Genomic DNA, 18,265 nt, shown 5'->3' on the forward strand with positions numbered 1-18,265 from the left:
AAACAAATGTATAGTTAATTAGAAAAAAATGCAAAGTGTGCCGGAGCGACACCAGTTTCAAACGAATATTTTCTTTTACCGTCACCGCCAAAACAATACACCTTACCGGCGCCTGAGTAATCGGTCGCGTCAGCTATAAAAATATCCCCTGAAACGGGATCTGCCGCAATACCATAGGGTGATATAAAATCTTTGTCCGATCCGTCAGTAATGAAATTATCTTTTAAGGTCTCGGTGTTCACATCAACAGTTTTGTAGGTTGTAACCTGCGAATAAGGCGGTAACAAACTGTAATCTGTATTGATGATATACAAGTTGTCGCCGTGAACAGCAATCATTCCCGCCGGTATATTGAAATTCTTTTTAATGATGTCGGTTTTCGTATCGATCGCGTATAAATTAGGCTTAATCGCCCCGTAATCTCCCCTTGACGTAACATATACATCGCCATATTTATCGGCGACGATATCAGACAAGTTCACATCAACTTTTATCTTTTTTAATTCAGTAAACGTTTTTAAATCAACCACCGATACCGTGTTGTCGTAATGAGGATAATCAAAACCGCCGGAATTAGCAACGTAAAGTTTGTCGCCAACTACAACCAGGTGTTCCGGATCACGCCCTACCTTAATAGTGCTTTCAATTTTTATTGTGGCCGTATCTACAACGTAAACATGGTCATCCGAGGAAGTAATAAGGGCCTTGCCGTTGTAAAAAGCTATGTTGCGGGGCTGGGAAATAGTAACGCCTCCGGCAGATTTCAAGGTAGTGGCGTTTGCTATGATCAGCAAATTCGAATTGTTAATTACCGCATACACTTTCGATCCATACGTTTGAATATCATTTCCAACATCCCATTTAGTAGCGCCATTTGCCGCGGCATATACATTCTTGTTATTCTTCTGCGTGGCATAATCAAAGTAATCGATTGAAGAGTTGGATGCATTAAAACCGCCTTCATTCAATATAAATAATCCTTTGGTTACTTTGGGAGCTTCTTTCGGCTCGTCAGGTTTATCCTTTCTGCATGAAGATGCAAGGGCAGCGGCTGTAAAAATGAGCAGGTAAGTGATCTTTGTTTTCATATTTCTATCTAGTAATTTGCTTTTAAACTGATCCGGAAGTTCCGGCCGGGCATCGGGTAGTTCCTCACTATCTCGTACGACTGATCGAAAATATTATTGACTTCGGCCAGTAATTTCAACCGGGTTGTTTTCACGCCGAAAGTTTTATACAGGCTTAAGTCATGCGTGTAAGACGGCTCCATGTAGTTGTCTTCGATATTCGGTCTCAAATTATAGCGCCAACCTGTATAAAGATAATTATAGGAGAATCCATAACTCCGGGCATTCAGCGACAAGTTCAGCGAACCCGAATTATGCGGCGCATAAGGAATCTGGTTTTCATAATAATCGCCGGTCGTCATATCCCTGGCATCCTGGTAAGTGTAATTCAGGCCAAGGTTCAGGTTGAACGTCTGACTAAGTTTAACTGCCGAGTTAAGAACAACATCAACACCTTTTATTTGAGCCTTCCCAAGATTCACCATCGTCCACCGGAACATATTCCCTGTCGGAAGGGCAACTATTTTATCCTTTACATCATTAATATAGATATCTAACTGAAATACAATATATTGAAACCATCCTGATGAACCTTTAAAATATGTAAAGCCGAGATCATATTGCTTTGAATATTCGGGTTTCAGGGATGCGCTGCCGGCTAAAGTATAATATAGGTCGTTAAAGGTTGGCAGCCTGAAAATATCTTTATAAAATCCGCGAAGTCTAAAATTTGCACTCTCGAATGGTTTATATGAAACTGATAAGGAAGGTGATAAAACCTGTTTGCTCCCGGCTGAAATTCCTGATTTTACCTTGTCGTTAACTAAAGTAGCGAGTGCAACGGCTTGGATCTCCAGCGATTGGAAATGGATAACCGGATTCAATGCGATCAGCCCGGTATTCCGCAATGGCTCGGGAAAAGCAAAAACGTTTGAATTCATCCTGTTAAGAAAATAATCGCCGGAAAAATTCAGATCAAACCAGTTGGTAATGCGGTATAAATTAGCGAGTGAAACGTAGAATTCATTTTGCGTATAATTATTATCCAGTTTATGCTGGCTGTTTGGATAATCCGGATCCAGGTAACGCGTATAGTTGTAACTGTACTTTCCTGAAAACTTTAACTCGTATCTGTTTGAGAAAGGTTTCAGATACGATGCCTGCACAAACAGGTCATCGTCCCAGATATTCTGATTAGAATACAATTTATTGCTTACCGCGGCGCCAGGCAATCCCCTGTCTGAATGGTAGTCATAAAAACGGGCCGAAAGTTTACTGCTATCCGCAAAATTCCCAAGAAGGGCGAGTTCGGTTCTGTAATTGTTAACGGCACTGTTTTTCCGGGTAGCTGTAGAGTCGGCCTGGCCATCCTGGAAATGAAACTGATACTGTCCGTTCGAGTTCAATAATTCAGTACTCAGTGAAGCACTGAAAACGTCATTTATCTTTTGCTGAAGGTTTATTGCAGGATTGACAAGGCCAAACGACCCGCTAGTGATTGAGGCGTCAATGTTGGTTTTCTTGCCATTAAAAACCGGTTCAATAGTTTCAAGAGAAAGTATGGAGCCCGAGGAAAAAGCCCTGGCAGACTGTAAATTCCGCGAACTGTTTCCATTAAAAAGGCTTACTTGCGAAAGGTTTTCAAGAGAAAATTTTCCAAGGTCAATTTGCCCGTTTTGTGCATTGGAAACCTGGAATCCATCATAAAATACCCCGGTGTAGTTGGCACCAAGACTTCGCACATTAACAGTTTTCAAACCGCCGATGCCGCCATAATCTTTTACCTGAACTCCCGACAGGTGCTTAACCGCATCAGCGACAGACAAACTGTTTAAGCTTTGCAGTTGAGCCGCCGAAAGGGTTTGTACGGGGTTTACAGAATGTTGAAGCGGTATTTTCGCGCCTTTTACATTTACTTCTTTCAGCGTGTCGTTTTTAACAACAGGATTCGTCTGGCAAAAAGCAGCGCTTCCGGTTAAAGTCAAAAAAACACAAATAAAGTAAATGCCTTTAGTCAATTTAATTACGATAAAAGCAACGGAGAGAAAAGATAGTCGAAAGAGAATATCTTATTCCAGCTTCAATCCCCGAAAGCTATGAATTTATGTTGCTATGGCAGGTCTTCTGACTTTGCTCCCCTCAACCCTGTCTTCCCGTCCCGACTTGTCGGGACAGTGACTTTTAAGAATGGGTTTCAGTTTTGGAGCTTACAGCTGCGGGACAGTTTTGGATTTACACCAAATTCCCTTTTAATCGTCGAACCAATTTCGGCGAACCAAAAGCAAGGCAAAGTTAGTTATTGAGACGAGAAACCAAAATCTTTATTTTCAGTGAACTCGCACGTTGGTTTTCGATTTATATATTGCTTTGCAAATAAACCGTTAACGAGAACCAGCCTGCAAGATACTGGCTAACTTGCGAAATTCTTGCGGATACCGAGCTTTTTCATCTTAGAGTTAAGCGTGGTGGGTGGCAGGTTCAATAAGCTGGCCGCCCCGCCTTCGCCCCATATTTTGCCGTTACATTTTTTCAGCGCGGCCAGGATGTGAGCACGTTCGCCTTCGCTCATAGTTATAACGCTTGATTCGGGAGGCGCCGAGCTTGTTGATTGCTCCAACTGTGTAGGCAGCACCATATTAGTGATCATATCGTCGCGGGTAAGCAGCACATTGCGTTCTATCAGATTTTCTAACTCCCGGATATTTCCCGGCCAATTGTAACGCTTCATATTTTCCAAAACCTCCGGGGAAATACCTCGTACCGTTTTGCCCGTTTTCCGGGCATAGATGGATAAAAAGTGCTCCGCCAAATCGGCAATATCTTCTTTGCGCTCACGAAGCGGCGGCATAAGTATCGGAAAAACATTAATTCGGTAAAACAGGTCCAGCCTGAATCGGCCTTCGGCTACCTCTTTATCTAAATTTCTGTTTGTGGCCGCAATAATGCGCACATCGGTCTTAATAGTCGTCCGGCCGCCTATACGTTCAATTTCTTTTTCCTGCAAAACCCGAAGCAGTTTTGCCTGTGATTCAAGCGGAAGCTCACCTATTTCATCTAAAAATATAGTGCCCGTATGTGCCTGTTCAAACCGGCCGATCTTTTTTTCGTGGGCGCCGGTAAACGCGCCTTTCTCGTGGCCAAATAATTCTGAGTCGATTAGCGAGACAGGCAGCGCGGCGCAATTGATCCTTACAAAAGGCTTATCTTTTCTAAGTGATAATGAATGTATACGCTCGGCTATTTTCTCTTTGCCGGTGCCGCTTTCACCCAAAATAAGCACTGACGAACTTGATTTGGCTACCTGGATAACGTGATCAAATACGGTTAACAGCAAATGACTGCTGCCAATTATACCGCTAAAAGGGCTTGGCTGATCCAAAGAGCTGACTTGTTGTTTTACCGTATAATTACTCAGCTTACTGACCAGCGGACTGTTTGCAGTATCCATCATGCCCTCCATAAAACCGGCTAACAAGCGCTGCAGCCTGTTACAGAGCACCAGGTGATCAGCCTGGTAAGCATCAGGCCGGCGACTGTAAAAGTTAAAATAGCATGTTTTTTTATTGCTCAATGGAATAGGGAAAGACAAGTGTGACTTTAAGCTGTAGGTATCAGCGAAAAGTTTTTTTAACGACGGTTTTTTCAGCAACGCTTCCAACTCATTCTCATTGTACCAGGTGGCCATTACCTCGGCAACGTCGTTTGTTTTCAGCCTGGCTAATTCATGCTGTTTTCGCCTGGTAATAACCATTAGTTCCGGGCAGCCTATCAGCTGGTATTCATCAAACCCTATCCTTGAAAATCCGATTTCGTAAAAGTCTTCTTCATTTTCCTGCTTCATTCCAACAGATAAAAATTCGAATGGAATATAAGGCTGTAGTGTTTTACCCATCTCAAGTATTTTATGCTCCCAATCAAGGGCCGATGATAAAATTTCCGCAGTTTTTTTTTGCATTACCGCACTTTGCCGCAATCCGTTTTCCATATGCTTCTCATGACGATAAAAAGCTATATCTAATGCGATCAATACATCTTTTTCGCGAAAGGGTTTAATCACAAATCCGTATGGATTGGTAACTTTTGCCTCTTCCAATATTTTCTGGTTGGAGTTTGCTGAAATATAAATGAATGGAATATTTATTTCGGTTAAACGGTGTGCAAGATCGATGCCGGTTAATTTCTCTTTAAGGTAAATATCCAGCAGTACGAATTCAGGCTTAAACTCATCGATCATTTGAAGTGCTTCCTTTACACTGTCGGCAATACCGCAAATATGATAACCGGCTGTCTCTAGAATATTAGATAATACATCTGCTATGATATATTCATCCTCAACGATCAGGATCTTCTTTTTATCCATACTTCCTAAATTAAACCTATATTTTACAATAAATGAGAAAAATTATTTAATCAAATTAAGTGCGTCTAAGCTAAAATTACGAATTGGAACTTGCTTTACTGCTTAGATAAATCATAGATCCTGCCAGTATTGCTTAGACACCACATTTATGTTAGAAAGACGGGCAACGATGTACAAATCGTAATATTTTTATTTAGCTCTTTTGCAAAGATTAGCTAACCAATAAATTTACAACGATATATCGTTGTTATTGCAACGTTATATCGTGTCGACGTAAACTTTTCAGATATAGAAGGTCGTCACCGTTCTCGTTTAAAATATTTATAAAATGTTATTTTTCACTGCCGGATCTGCCTGCATCGGCTGGTTGCGAAGTACTGCGGCGTTATGCTCCGCTGCCGCATATTCTCCTGCAATGAAAACGACGCCAGGTAGGTCACCTCAATTCTTCAGGCTTTTTTAACAAATTCTGACTTAAGCGCCATGACACCGAAACCCTCGATCCTGCAGTCGATGTTGTGATCGCTATCCACCAAACGAATATTCTTCACCTTCGTTCCAGCTTTGATGGTTTGCGAGGTGCCTTTTACCGGGAGGTTTTTAATAGTCACCACCGTATCCCCGTTCCGTAGAGTATTGCCGTTACTGTCTTTCACCATAAAGGCTTCATCATCTGCCGACACTTCCGAAAGGTTCCACTCATGCCCGCATTCCGGGCAAACCAGTAAGCTCTCCAGTTGATAAGTATAAGGTGACCGGCAAACCGGACAAGGGGCAAGTTCACTCATAAAAATCAAGTTTGCTGAAGGACAAAGGTAACAATTGTTCATAACGCCGGCAGACGCGAAAACAAGCCTATCGGTATAGTAAATCTACCTGTCCGTTCGCCGAATACCACATCCAGGGTTTTCTGGTAACTGCCTGCTGGCGCGTGGTGATAAAACCGTTCCGGGGCAATTGTGTATGACGTTATACACACCGGCTATACAGACGGAAAGAGCTTTCCACAAAGGCTAAAATTTTCATTGATAATAATCATATTGCAAGCCGATGAGCGAATTCAATCCATTCATGCAGCTGGCCTCCGATTACCTGGAATCGACCAATACAGTTGTATTCTTAACTGGGAAAGCCGGTACAGGCAAGACTACCTTTCTGCAAAAGCTGCGGCAGACCTCTAAAAAGAAACTGGCCGTAATCGCGCCCACTGGTGTGGCAGCGATCAATGCGGGCGGCATGACCATACATTCCTTTTTCCAATTATCCTTTGCGCCCGTCATTCCTGGCACCACGGGCCAGGATAGTTTTTACAGTGCGGAAAAGCGTGAACTGCTGGTGAATCTTGAATTACTCATTATTGACGAGGTGAGCATGGTTCGGCCCGATGTTCAGGATCAGATCGACCTGATTCTGCGCAGCGTAAAAGACTCGGCTCATCCGTTTGGCGGTGTACAACTCTTATTGATAGGCGACCTGTCACAGCTGAGTCCGATCGTCCGTGATGAAGAATGGAGCGTTTTGCGGCCTTATTATACCACGCCCTATTTTTTCAGTAGCCAGGTCTTACAGCGGGCGCCTTATGTGCGAATCGAGCTCGACCATGTCTACCGCCAGAAAGAACAGACCTTTGTCGATATCCTTAACGAGGTACGTAACCAACACCTCAGCGCCGAAAACCTTAACTTACTAAATACCCGCTACGTGCCCGACTTCCGGCCCGCTCCCGAAGATCCGTATATCACCCTTACTACGCACAACCATATCGCCCAACAGATCAATACCGAACGGCTGGAAGCGCTGCCCGGGCAGGAACAGGAATTTACAGCGGCCATCCGCGGTGAATTTCCTAAAGACGCCTACCCCACCGAAACGAACCTCAAACTAAAAACCGGTGCACAGGTCATGTTTGTCAAAAACGACAGCTCAGCTGAAAAGCTGTTCTACAATGGCAAGATAGGAACAGTTACCCGTATTGAAGATAAAACGGTGTTTGTGTTGTCGGAAGAAAAAGAGATCATGGCGGAAGCCCTGGAGTGGACAAATGTGAGATACGAAGCAGCCGAACAAGAGATCAGGGAAACCAATGCCGGCAGTTTTGCACAAATACCTTTGAAATTAGCCTGGGCGATCACTATCCATAAAAGCCAGGGCCTGACCTTTGATAAAGCCATCATCGATGTGTCTGAATCCTTCGCGCATGGCCAGGCTTATGTCGCACTAAGCCGTTGCCGCAGCTTGTCCGGCATGATACTGCGTAACCCGGTAGCCATACGCAATATCATCGGCGATCCGGCGGTGGCCCGTTTTAATGAACAGGCCGCCGGCCGCCCGGATACTCAAACATTAGAACGCGACCAGGAACGCTACCGCCTGTATCTACTGACTGAATTGTTCAACTTTGTGCCGCTCCAAACGAAACTCAAAGGCTTTGCACTGATGCTGCCAACATTTGAGACTGAGATTTTGAAAGTCGCCGAAAAGTTTGTCAGGCAGCTCAATCCCGAACGCAGCACACAAGCTGCTGCTTATTTTTCAGAGAAACTACACTTAGCGGTTGAAAGCCTCCACTTACAATTACCTGCGTTGATCAACCAATCCAAGGATAAAGCCGCTAAAGCCGACCAAATGATCACCTGGCTGATCAACCGCATCCGTTTGCTGGAATATTTTTCCTTAAGTCCTTTTACTACAGTCGATTACCTGGCAATTGGCAAAGATAAACTCCAAAACCATGATCGTTCGTATCTTAAAGCGCTGAACGCAGTGCCAAACGAAAAGTTATATGAGCAGATATTAGCCTGGCGGGAAATCAAAGCATCGACGGAAAATGTGATGCCGGGTATGATCTTATCGGAAAGAACATCGGCAGCAGTGGCTGAGAAATTACCGGCTACGCTAAAAGCCCTCGGCGCGATCAAAGGTGTCGGTGCCCATAAAGCCACGCAATATGGCGCAGAGCTGATCGGCCTGATCCGCGCCTATCAGCAAGGGGCATCAGGTTCGTCCGCTGAACAGGTTAGTTTGTTTTAGGCCCCGGAATAATTTCTTTGAAAGGGAATTACCTTTTATGTTCCGATTTAGCTAAATGCCTTTCACTATAGTAGCGCGCATTTCTCTAAAACTTTTCCCGGTACATCCAGGTAATTATGACTATGCCTGATGGTAACGGATCGCCGGCGTTCGAGTAGCGGCATCATAAACATAACCTAACTACAATTGTCTGCTGTAAGTTAATACGAAACCATGCTGGTAAGATGGTATTAAAACCGATTTCAATGTTTTATTACCTGCAACGGCTCTTTTTATGTATGGATACATCAGATATGTCAGCTTTGTAGAGACAATACCAATTCCGGCGCCGGCAATAATGTTACTAAACCAATGTTCATTATTATAGACTCTTAACACTCCTGTTGCCGTAGCCATTGCGTAGCCTGCGGCTCCATACCAGAAAGAAACATCTCCATATTCCTGATTTAAGAATTCTGCCCCGGCGAATGCCGTTGCCGTATGGCCCGATGGAAACGAGTTATTATTTGATCCGTTAGGCCGGAGCTGATTGGTATGGTTCTTCAGAACGAAAACAGAACTACTCATTATTGCACTGGAAATCAGCAACAAGGCTGTTTGATCGCCTGTTGCATGTCTGCCTTTCACACCAGCTATATTTAAACCGTAGACTGCCATCGCCGGTGCAAATTGCAAATAGTCGTCAATATGCACCTGGAACTGCGGATGGTCTTCCTGCATGTCGTTGTAAACAAAGTGATCAACCTGCCTTAACGATGGGCTGTTCAATGAGGCAATTCCATATCCAACACAGATAGCCGGAGGTATAAAGGTTATTGCAGCTAAAGCCGGATTGTGTCGTACATTAGCTGGTCTTTGGAATGTCACAGTATCGGGCAAATTATCACTCGTATGTTGCGACGTAATTCCTTGTGAAAAACCAAATACCGAAATAACCGACAGGTACACTGTCCAAATACTTTTCAAAGCCTTCATTTTTAAATATTTATCAAACACTAACCCAACTCAAATATTGATTGATGATAGTTCAGAATTGCTTTGTAAAACACAAGCCAGGTATCCCATCTGTATATGTTGGCAAGAGCAAACTATTATTAGTTTTCTTTGGGAAGACCGCGTTCTTTAAGATAGGATAAACGAGATAACTGAGCTTGGTCGATAAAATACCAACGCCGGCACCGGCAATAATATCACTAAACCAATGTGCATTATTATAGACCCTTAATATACCTGTTGCAGTTGCTGCTGCATACCCCCCAACTCCATACCAGATGGAGATATCACCGTATTCCTGGTACATAAATTCGGCACTTGCAAAGGCGGTAGCTGTATGCCCGGAAGGAAAGGACGTATTGGAACCGCCATTCGGCCGTAACCGATGTGTGCTTTCTTTCAGAATTGTAACGGATGAACTTACTATCGCTGTTGTCAGTAAAAGCATTGCAGTTCTGTCAACAAAATTATTTTTCCCTTTAACACCAGCAAAATTAAGGGCATAGACAGCAACAACAGGCGCATAGCGGAGGTAATCGTCCAGCTTAGTCGAGAAACGGGGGAAGTCTTCCTGCATATCGTTATAAACAAACCGATCCACCTTTTCCAATGCCGGATTATTTAATGCAACAAGGCCATATGTCAGAAAAACAACAGGCGGAATGAAAGAAATCAAGTCATTCTTACTTCTGGCGTCAGACGATGCCGCAATGGTGTCTGATCCTTGCGAAAACGCGCTTAGTGATAAAAATAAATAAATGAAAAATAATATCCAGGACTTTCTCCCTCCGATCATTTGCAAATAATATTTGCAATGAAAGTAGCCGGGGATTTTGTAGAAATTCTGTATTATCTAAAATTAACAGACTGTCGGCTGACCAATCAAATGAACCGCTGACTACCAAACTATTACTGCAACCGGCGGATTTCCTAATACAAACCAATCCATTTTCTTTGTTTGTAATTAGTCTAAATAAGTGTACTTTTGCCGAAATTTCTTGAATTTAATGGGCACCAAAGGCTTCAAAACACTTTCTCTTTTTATACTAATACTAACAATAACTTTTCGGGCAAAATCACAGACCAGCATACCATCCGTTTCCGGCATCGTGAAAGATTCAAAATCGCAGCCGGTAAGTGCCGTGGTAATTTACCTGAAGGGAACGGGCTATAAAACAGAAACAGACGCAGCCGGAAACTTTAAGATTAATGCACCTGCCGGAAAATATAAGCTCAGTATATCAAGATTGGGCTTTATCGAGCAAACACAAAATATCGAATTATCCGCAGGAAACACTCTTTTGCTGCAAGACATTATCCTTTTGGATAAAGGTGACATGCAGGAAGTAAGGATTACCCGTAAAACGAAGTCTACGGAAGCAAAAGAGCAGGCATATAACCTGAACGTTCTGGACACGAAAAAACTGTACAACAGTGCTTCGGATCTTAACCGTGCTCTTAATCAAACTTCGGGAGTTCGTGTTCGGGAGGACGGAGGTGTCGGTTCAAATTTCAGTTTTTCATTAAACGGTTTCTCCGGCAGGCAGGTAAAGTTTTTTCTTGACGGTATTCCTATTGACAACTTTGGGCAGTCTTTAACACTCAATAATTTTCCGGTGAATATGTCGGAAAGAATTGAGGTTTATAAGGGAGTGGTTCCGGTAACCTTAGGTGCTGACGCACTCGGAGGAGCAGTTAATATCATCACCAGGAGTAACCCTAATTTTCTTGATATCTCGTATGGTTATGGATCGTTCGGCACACAAAAAGCATCTGTTAACCACGCCTATACCAATACAAAAACCGGTTTTACCGTCCGAACCAATGCTTTTTATAATTACTCGGACAACGATTATAAAGTCAAAGTACAGCCAATTGATTTACAATCCGGTCAAAAAGAAACAGAGCAGGAAGTTAACCGGTTTCATGACGGATATCAATCGATCGGTGCCCAGGTAGAAGCAGGACTATCCGGCAAAAGCTACGCCGACAAACTGTTAGTCGGCCTGATCGCCTCCGGTAATGATAAGGATATACAAACCGGCGTGACAATGGACCAGGTATTCGGAGCCAGAACATCAAATTCCAGCTCGCTGATTCCAACATTAAAATATAAAAAAGCTGATCTGTTTATTCGCGGCCTTGATTTGGGCGTCTATGGCGCTTACAATATGACCCGGAATACATTTGTTGATACAACCAGGCTGAAATATAACTGGCTCGGGCAAACAGTTCCCTCAAGCACGGCCGAGCTAAGCAGGTCGCAGTTAAAGAACAAAGACAACGAAGCTCTTGCCACGGCGAATCTGACTTATAATTTGAATCAAAACCATGCCCTGTCACTGAACTATGTATTGACAGACTTCAACCGAAAATCGAGTGATGTTGAAAATCCCGACAACATTACTTTTTTATACCCTCAAAAATTAAGCAAGCAAATTGGCGGACTTGCATGGCAAACGAAATATGAACGCTTTACCGCTACGGTATTTGGAAAGTTATATATTTTAAATGGCCGGTCATTTGAACAGGTTAGCAACGGAACAGGTGTTGCCGGTTACCGTGAATCATCGACCAGCACCAGCGATTTCGGTTACGGAGCTGCCGGAGCTTATTTTATCAGGCCTCAGTTCCAGGTAAAAGCGTCCTATGAGCATACCTACAGGCTGCCTGAAGCTGTCGAGTTACTCGGTGACGGATTATATACCAGGAGGAATTCAGAGTTGAAACCGGAAAGCAGCAACAACATAAATTTGGGCGCTGTGTACTCACTTAACCTTAGCAGTGCACATAAGTTCGATTTTGAAGCAAACTACATTTTCAGAAATTCCCACGATTTTATCCGGTTGGATCAGGCCCAAACGCAACCTATTGACAGGCAGTACATCAATATCGGAGATGTACGAACCAACGGCATTGAGGGGGAGATCAGGTACTCCTGGAGAAATAACCTGCACACGGCGATAAATCTGTCTTATCAAAACATCATCGACAAACAAAAAACATTTACCAGTACAAATTTCCAGGGAACGATCACCTCTCCTAACCTCGGCTATGGTTACCGAATTCCTAATACACCTTACCTGTTTGGCAATGCCGATCTTGGATATTTATTCAGCGAAGCCGGCGGAAGGCGAAACGCACTAGATATCACATATAGTTTAAATTTCACTCAGAAATACTACCTGACTCCTAACCAGCTCGGATTAAATAATAAGGATGATATCCCGACCCAGTTCGCACATAATATAACTGCCAATTATACCCTTCAGGATGGCAGGTACAATGTATCGCTGGAATGCAGGAATTTTACAAACAGCGATCTTTTCGACAATTACCTGCTGCAAAAACCAGGTCGTTCCTTCTTTTTGAAACTGAGATATTTTATCAGCAAATAATTACACAACAAACACATAATGACTATTAAAAATCTATTAAATGTTGCCCTGATCACGGGCGTGGCCGTTGGAACGGTTTCTTGCAAAAAAGACAGCGATAACGATACAACTCCGCCTGCAGGACAGAAAGTCTATGCGCTTGGTATCGGAGTGACGACTACCACGGCGACAACCAACTATGTCGTGCAGACAAGCGACCTTATGAGCGGAACTGTTTCGCTGGCAGGTAATGGTTTGCTGCAGGACGGATACCGCGATTATGCATATGCAGGCTCAAAGTTCTTTAGTATCGGCGGTCTCGGCATTACAGATGTGAATACACTGAGCCTCAACGCGTCAGACAAGTTAACCACCCAAACCGGTCTTACTTTCGAATTGCAAAACAATGAACTGATTGATATCGACGGAACAGGAAAAACGATGGTTGGCGCGTCTTTACCTACCGGTCCTACCGTTGGTTTAAATGCGAAATTCTACACAGTAGACGTTGCTTCGAATACCGTTGCAAACAAAGTTGATGTACCGATGAACAATATACACCCCAGCAGTGAGGACTGGCTGTTCCATACCGGCATGCAGGTGCGCGGAAATCAAATGTTCCAAACATTTTATCCTGTAAACGCTGCGACCTACGAAACTAAAAACACCGATTACAATTATGTGGCTATCTACAGTTACCCGGGTTTTGTTCTTCAAAAAGTCATCAAGGATTCGCGTACAGGGCCTTCAGGCGCATTCAACACCAGGTCGGGTTTGTTTAAAACTGAAAGCGGCGATCTTTATGCCGTATCCAACAGCAGTTTTTCTAACGGATACAGCCAGTCAACTAAGCCGGCCGGTATTCTTAAAATTGCTTCAGGAGCTACAGAATTTGATGCCAATTATTTCTTTAATACCGATGCTGCTGCCAACGGCGGTAAAATCGCCCACGCGATTTATATCGGTAACGGAAAACTATTTGCTGAGATCACTACGAAAGTTCCGACAGCAGCCGACAGATGGAGCGATGCAAATCTGAGACTGGCCATTGTGGACCTGAATGCCAAAACTGTTACACCGGTAACGAACTCACCTGTGTTTAGCGGAAACGGCGGCAGAAGTTTTGCAGCCACAACAGACGAGGGTAAAGTATACTGCGCTATAACAGTTGCCGGAGTAATGAATATCTACCAAACAGATATAGCTACTGCAACCGCTACAAAAGGCGCTACCATAGAGGGAACTTTCCTGGGTGGCATCGCAAGATTAAAATAACGGAATAAAAATTCTTTAAAACAAAGCCTGATGAATCGATCTTCATCAGGCTTTTCTCTTTATAAATAAGTTGTCGCACTAGTATCGGTCACCTGCGGAAACGCACTTACCGATATCCAGTAAAAAAAAAGAACCAGCCGGCTGCGTTTAGAAAGTATAAACGAACCCCTCCTTTATTTTGTATGCTCGTCTTTCACCGGTTGTATTTGAAATTGGTGATTGCGATAAAACACCCGCATCATACTGGGCAGTACGATCAGCAGCAAAGGTAAAGCAGCTATAAAGCCGCCGATCACCGTAATTGCCAGGGGCTGATGTAACTGCGCTCCCGCCCCGATTCCCAGAGCCAAAGGCATAAGGGCAGTGATAGCACCGAGGGCCGTCATTAATTTCGGGCGAAGGCGAGTTGATATTGAATAAATGATCGCGTCGTCAACAGGGCTTGTTTTTGCGCTTTCCCTAAACTGCCAGAACGTAAAAATCGCATTCTCCCCAATGATTCCAACGATCATAATCAGTCCCGTGTAGCTGCCGACGTTCAGCGGCGTGCCTGTAACAAATAATGCCAGTAAACTTCCACCGATTCCCAGCACAGCTACAACCAGGATCAGCAATGCAATACGGAATTGTTTGAACAGGAAAAGAATCACCCCGAAAACCAATAAACTTGCCGTTACCAGGATCATTAAAAGTTCCTTAAAAGATTGCTGCTGCTCGGCATAGGCACCGCCATATTCCACGTGATAACCTGGCGGGAGATTCACTTTCTCTGCGATTCCTTGTTTTATCGCCCGGATAACGCTTCCCAGGTCACCGTTGTCAAGCCGGGCACTGACCACTCCCATCGCCTGCAGATTTTCACGTTCAACTTCCGCATTACCCTGCCGGAGTTCTACCTTAGCCAGCTGAGTGATTGGAATTAAGCGGCCATCCGGTAAAAATATCGTTAACCGTTTTATTCCGGCAACGTCCTGAACGCGGCTGTCCGGATAAACCATTCGTATGGGAGACAACTGCTCCTTCTCGAACAGGTTGCCGACCAGGTTCCCTTCCAGGGCCGACTGTACCTGCACCTGCAATGCTGCCGGAGTCAAATTGTACTGAGCAAGCCTGGCGTAATCGGGCAATATGTCTGCCGCCGGACCTGCAATAACGATCCCGTCAAACACGTCAGCCGTTCCTTTAACTTCGGTAACAACACCGGCAACCTGTTTAGACAGCTGATGTAGCCTGGCCTGGTCATTGCCGAAAATCTTGATCTCGATGGGCTGTGTAGAAGTCATTAAATCACCGAGCATGTCCCCGATTACCTGTCCGAAGTCGACCCGTAAAGCAGGCTGAGTCTCCTCAATATGCGTTCGCAAATCACTGATCACCTCTTCTGAAGTTTTAGCATGGCTTTTTTTTAGCTGTATCAGGTAGTCACCCGTATTCGGCTCGGTGATAAAAAACCCCATCTGCGTACCCGTGCGCCTCGAATAAGCCTCTACATCGGGTTCCCTGATAATCACCTTCTCAATCTGCCGTAACATATGGTCTGTCTCTTCCAGCGAAGTTCCGGGAGGAGATGTGTAATCCAGGACGATACTTCCTTCATCCATATCCGGTAAAAATCCAGTTTGCAACCTAGGCGGGACAAGAACGATCACCAGGATAAGCAATACGATCAAAGCCATGCTGACTGCTGGCCGCAAAATAAAAAATGACACCCAGCTTTGTCTTTTTACACCGTAAGCATCCTCTTTTTTCGGGATATTGCTTGCTTCTCCATTTTTAGTTAACAGCAGGTAAATAACGGGCAGCCCAATCCAGGTTACAAAAAAGGAACATACCAGGGTGATAATCATCGTATCGGTCATCACCTTGAAATAGGCTCCCGCCACACCTGTCATGAGCAAAAAAGGGATAAATATCACGACCGTACTGACCGAAGAACCGACCATTGCCGGAAAAAGATAATTAACAGCTTTCTCAAGCAGCGTCAATGTCGGCTCTTCTGGATGTTCCTCATGCGTCCGGTGGATTTGTTCGACGACAACGATTGCATCATCGATAATCAACCCGATAGCCGCAGCAATCGCACCAAGTGTCATAATATTGAAGGTATAACCTCCGGCGTACAATACGACCATCGTCAGCCCGAGGGTTATAGGAATCGTGATCAGGATAGTGGCGCTCGCTTTAAAAGACCGTAAAAAGATAATGGCAACAATGATGGCCAGCGCCAGTCCAATCCATAAACTATCGCTCACGCTTTTTACCGATTCATTGACAAAGTCTGCCTGCACATAATACGGTTTGATAGAAACGCCTTTAGGCAATATTTTTCGCAGCTCGGCAACTTTGGCTGACATAGCGGCGGAGACGTCAACCAGGTTTGAATTAGGTTGTTTGATCACGGCAATCAGTACTCCCTCGTGCCCGTTAGCATTGATCTTCGTGTATTCAACACCGGGATTTATCTGTACCGTAGCAACGTCTTTTACCTGAACCACACGCTTACGGTTGTTACTGATTACTAAGTCCCGGAGCTGTTCGCTGCTGTTCACGCTAGCATCGGTCACCGTTAAATACAGCATTTTGTAATCAGACAGGTAGCCGTTCGATTTGATAAACGCTGTCTGGAGGAGCGTGTTGGTGATCATATCAGGCGTCAGACCAAGCGCACTCATTTTCTGGCGATTTAAAATCAACCAGTATTCCTTCGTTTTACCGCCGATTACCCGTATTTCCGAAACACCGTCCACCTGCGAAAGAAACGGCTTTACGGTATAGGTTGCCAACTGTTTAAGTTCGATTGGCGACAGATCATGACTTTCCAACGTGTAACCACTAACGGGTAATATCGACGGATTCATTTTTTCAACCGTGACGTTTGTTTCCGGCGGCAAATCATTCTTTATCTGTGCGATCTTCGATTCTATTCGTTGCTGACTCAGGTCGATGTTAGCGTCCCAGTTCATAAAAGCCGAAATTTCGCAGCTTCCCCGGCTGGTCGTACTACGGACATAACTTAGATCGGGAACCTGCTTAACGGCGTTTTCCAGCGGCTTTGTGACCGTCACCATCATTTTGTTGATCGGCTGTAAACCGGCGTCGGCGATGATCTTTATTTTGGGAAAGGTAATTTCCGGAAAAAGCGATGTCTTCAACTGCGAATAAGAAAACCCTCCGGCAAGCAGAATAACAAACATCACCAGGCTGATGGGTTTCCGGTGCGTGACAAAAAAATTATTGAGGTTATTCATGGCTGCACGATTTTCACTTTAGCAGTATCAGCCAAACCATAATTGCCCGTTAAGGCGATCCGGTCACCCGGTTGAAATAAAGGCGAAAGTATTTCTACACGTCCGCCGGATTCGATACCTTTTTTTACGATCGTTTTTACAGCCGTTGTATCATTGATCAGTTTCATCACCCAAAACTCATCCTGTGTTTCGTTGGATAATACAGCGGATTTCGGCAAGGAAGGCGTACGGGACTTTTCCGTTTTAATGATCAGCGCTTTAGCTACCAGATTCTCCGGTATAGGGTGACTGCTGTGAACTTTAATAACGACACCCTGCGTTTGGGAGAGCGTGTCAACTGAAGGCATCAGAGATGATACATTACCGCTTAACTTTTCTCCATCCGGCAAGGTAAGCTGCATCTGCTGGTTGCGGGCAATTACGCCGCGAAGTTCATACGGCAACTGAAGCACAAAGGCGAAGCTTTCCCGGTCGCTGATAATGGCCAGTTGTTCCCCATCCTGAACATAATCGCCAACTTGATGCAGCAACTGGGTAACGAAGCCGCAGCGCGAAGCACGTATGATATTTATCCCCGAAAATTTAAAGGTCGTATCCAACACGTTAATCGTATTACCGATGCTTTCAGCCTCCTTGGTTTTGATTGTAAACAGTAGCTGCCCTTTTTCAACGAAATGACCTGGTTGTACATTGACCCGTTGAATATATCCTACGGCATTCGCGTTCACGTAATTTTTTTGCAGAAACGAAGAAGTGGCATTCAATTCTATCGAATCAGACAGGGCCGCATTTTCTATCGCAGTAACCGTCACCGGAGCTTGTGACTCGACGGCCGTTTCTTCATCGGTTGCCTGGCTGCCTCCACATGAATAAATTGCAACAAACATTAAAACGATTAACAAAACTTTTATTGAC

General features: G+C 44.3%; 11 protein-coding genes and 1 riboswitch. Of the genes, 3 read left to right on the top strand and 8 right to left on the bottom strand.

Annotation, left to right across the window (positions count from 1 at the left end; translation table 11 throughout):
- Window positions 1-14: 14 nt before the first annotated feature.
- The 4 genes from GS399_RS13280 to GS399_RS13295 form a co-directional block, all read right to left on the bottom strand.
- A complete protein-coding gene (locus tag GS399_RS13280; protein ID WP_160845136.1) occupies window positions 15-1,088 on the bottom strand; it encodes a YncE family protein in 1,074 nt (357 codons plus the stop codon).
- Window positions 1,089-1,096: 8 nt separating this feature from the next.
- Window positions 1,097-3,052: a TonB-dependent receptor plug domain-containing protein gene (locus GS399_RS13285; RefSeq protein ID WP_160845137.1), complete on the bottom strand. Its 1,956-nt coding sequence runs from the start codon at window positions 3,050-3,052 to the stop codon at window positions 1,097-1,099.
- Between the two features lie 112 nt (window positions 3,053-3,164).
- Window positions 3,165-3,362: riboswitch (cobalamin riboswitch) on the bottom strand.
- A 115-nt stretch (window positions 3,363-3,477) separates the two neighbouring features.
- Window positions 3,478-5,427 carry a sigma 54-interacting response regulator gene (locus GS399_RS13290; RefSeq protein ID WP_160845138.1) on the bottom strand — a complete coding sequence of 650 codons (1,950 nt, stop codon included), beginning with the start codon at window positions 5,425-5,427 and terminating at the stop codon, window positions 3,478-3,480.
- A 449-nt stretch (window positions 5,428-5,876) separates the two neighbouring features.
- Window positions 5,877-6,215: a zinc ribbon domain-containing protein YjdM gene (locus GS399_RS13295; RefSeq protein WP_160845139.1), complete on the bottom strand. Its 339-nt coding sequence runs from the start codon at window positions 6,213-6,215 to the stop codon at window positions 5,877-5,879.
- Window positions 6,216-6,477: 262 nt separating this feature from the next.
- Between GS399_RS13295 and GS399_RS13300 the strand changes: the two genes are divergently transcribed.
- Window positions 6,478-8,457 (top strand): AAA family ATPase, encoded by a 1,980-nt coding sequence (locus GS399_RS13300; RefSeq protein WP_160845140.1) that lies wholly within the window; start codon window positions 6,478-6,480, stop codon window positions 8,455-8,457.
- A gap of 180 nt (window positions 8,458-8,637) precedes the next feature.
- Here the strand turns inward: GS399_RS13300 and GS399_RS13305 are convergent, their stop codons facing one another.
- Window positions 8,638-9,432, bottom strand: a complete 795-nt coding sequence (locus tag GS399_RS13305) for a phosphatase PAP2 family protein (protein ID WP_160845141.1) — start codon at window positions 9,430-9,432, stop codon at window positions 8,638-8,640.
- Between the two features lie 52 nt (window positions 9,433-9,484).
- Complete coding sequence (locus GS399_RS13310; protein ID WP_160845142.1) at window positions 9,485-10,246, bottom strand: phosphatase PAP2 family protein; 762 nt, start codon at window positions 10,244-10,246, stop codon at window positions 9,485-9,487.
- 211 nt (window positions 10,247-10,457) lie between these two features.
- On the opposite strand from GS399_RS13310, the gene GS399_RS13315 reads away from it, so the two are divergent.
- Both GS399_RS13315 and GS399_RS13320 read left to right on the top strand, forming a co-directional pair.
- Window positions 10,458-12,848, top strand: a complete 2,391-nt coding sequence (locus GS399_RS13315) for a TonB-dependent receptor (protein WP_160845143.1) — start codon at window positions 10,458-10,460, stop codon at window positions 12,846-12,848.
- Window positions 12,849-12,866: 18 nt separating this feature from the next.
- On the top strand, window positions 12,867-14,102 hold the full coding sequence (locus tag GS399_RS13320; RefSeq protein ID WP_160845144.1) for a DUF4374 domain-containing protein: 1,236 nt from the start codon (window positions 12,867-12,869) through the stop codon (window positions 14,100-14,102).
- Window positions 14,103-14,275: 173 nt separating this feature from the next.
- Here the strand turns inward: GS399_RS13320 and GS399_RS13325 are convergent, their stop codons facing one another.
- Window positions 14,276-17,350, bottom strand: a complete 3,075-nt coding sequence (locus GS399_RS13325) for an efflux RND transporter permease subunit (RefSeq protein WP_160845145.1) — start codon at window positions 17,348-17,350, stop codon at window positions 14,276-14,278.
- Window positions 17,347-18,237 carry an efflux RND transporter periplasmic adaptor subunit gene (locus tag GS399_RS13330; RefSeq protein WP_160845146.1) on the bottom strand — a complete coding sequence of 297 codons (891 nt, stop codon included), beginning with the start codon at window positions 18,235-18,237 and terminating at the stop codon, window positions 17,347-17,349. Before GS399_RS13330 ends, GS399_RS13325 begins: the two co-directional genes overlap by 4 nt.
- Window positions 18,238-18,265 lie beyond the last annotated feature (28 nt).

The sequence above is a fragment of the Hufsiella arboris genome (genome assembly GCF_009834875.1).
GTDB lineage: Bacteria > Bacteroidota > Bacteroidia > Sphingobacteriales > Sphingobacteriaceae > Hufsiella_A > Hufsiella_A arboris.

Bases quoted from the DNA above. Each gene is read 5' to 3' on its own strand.
- GS399_RS13300 (WP_160845140.1), top strand. From the start codon at position 6,478: ATGAGCGAATTCAATCCATTCATGCAGCTGGCCTCCGATTACCTGGAA.
- GS399_RS13290 (WP_160845138.1), bottom strand. From the start codon at position 5,427: ATGGATAAAAAGAAGATCCTGATCGTTGAGGATGAATATATCATAGCA.
- GS399_RS13325 (WP_160845145.1), bottom strand. From the start codon at position 17,350: ATGAATAACCTCAATAATTTTTTTGTCACGCACCGGAAACCCATCAGC.
- GS399_RS13280 (WP_160845136.1), bottom strand. From the start codon at position 1,088: ATGAAAACAAAGATCACTTACCTGCTCATTTTTACAGCCGCTGCCCTT.
- GS399_RS13310 (WP_160845142.1), bottom strand. From the start codon at position 10,246: ATGATCGGAGGGAGAAAGTCCTGGATATTATTTTTCATTTATTTATTT.
- GS399_RS13330 (WP_160845146.1), bottom strand. From the start codon at position 18,237: ATGTTTGTTGCAATTTATTCATGTGGAGGCAGCCAGGCAACCGATGAA.
- GS399_RS13315 (WP_160845143.1), top strand. From the start codon at position 10,458: ATGGGCACCAAAGGCTTCAAAACACTTTCTCTTTTTATACTAATACTA.
- GS399_RS13320 (WP_160845144.1), top strand. From the start codon at position 12,867: ATGACTATTAAAAATCTATTAAATGTTGCCCTGATCACGGGCGTGGCC.
- GS399_RS13305 (WP_160845141.1), bottom strand. From the start codon at position 9,432: ATGAAGGCTTTGAAAAGTATTTGGACAGTGTACCTGTCGGTTATTTCG.
- GS399_RS13295 (WP_160845139.1), bottom strand. From the start codon at position 6,215: ATGAGTGAACTTGCCCCTTGTCCGGTTTGCCGGTCACCTTATACTTAT.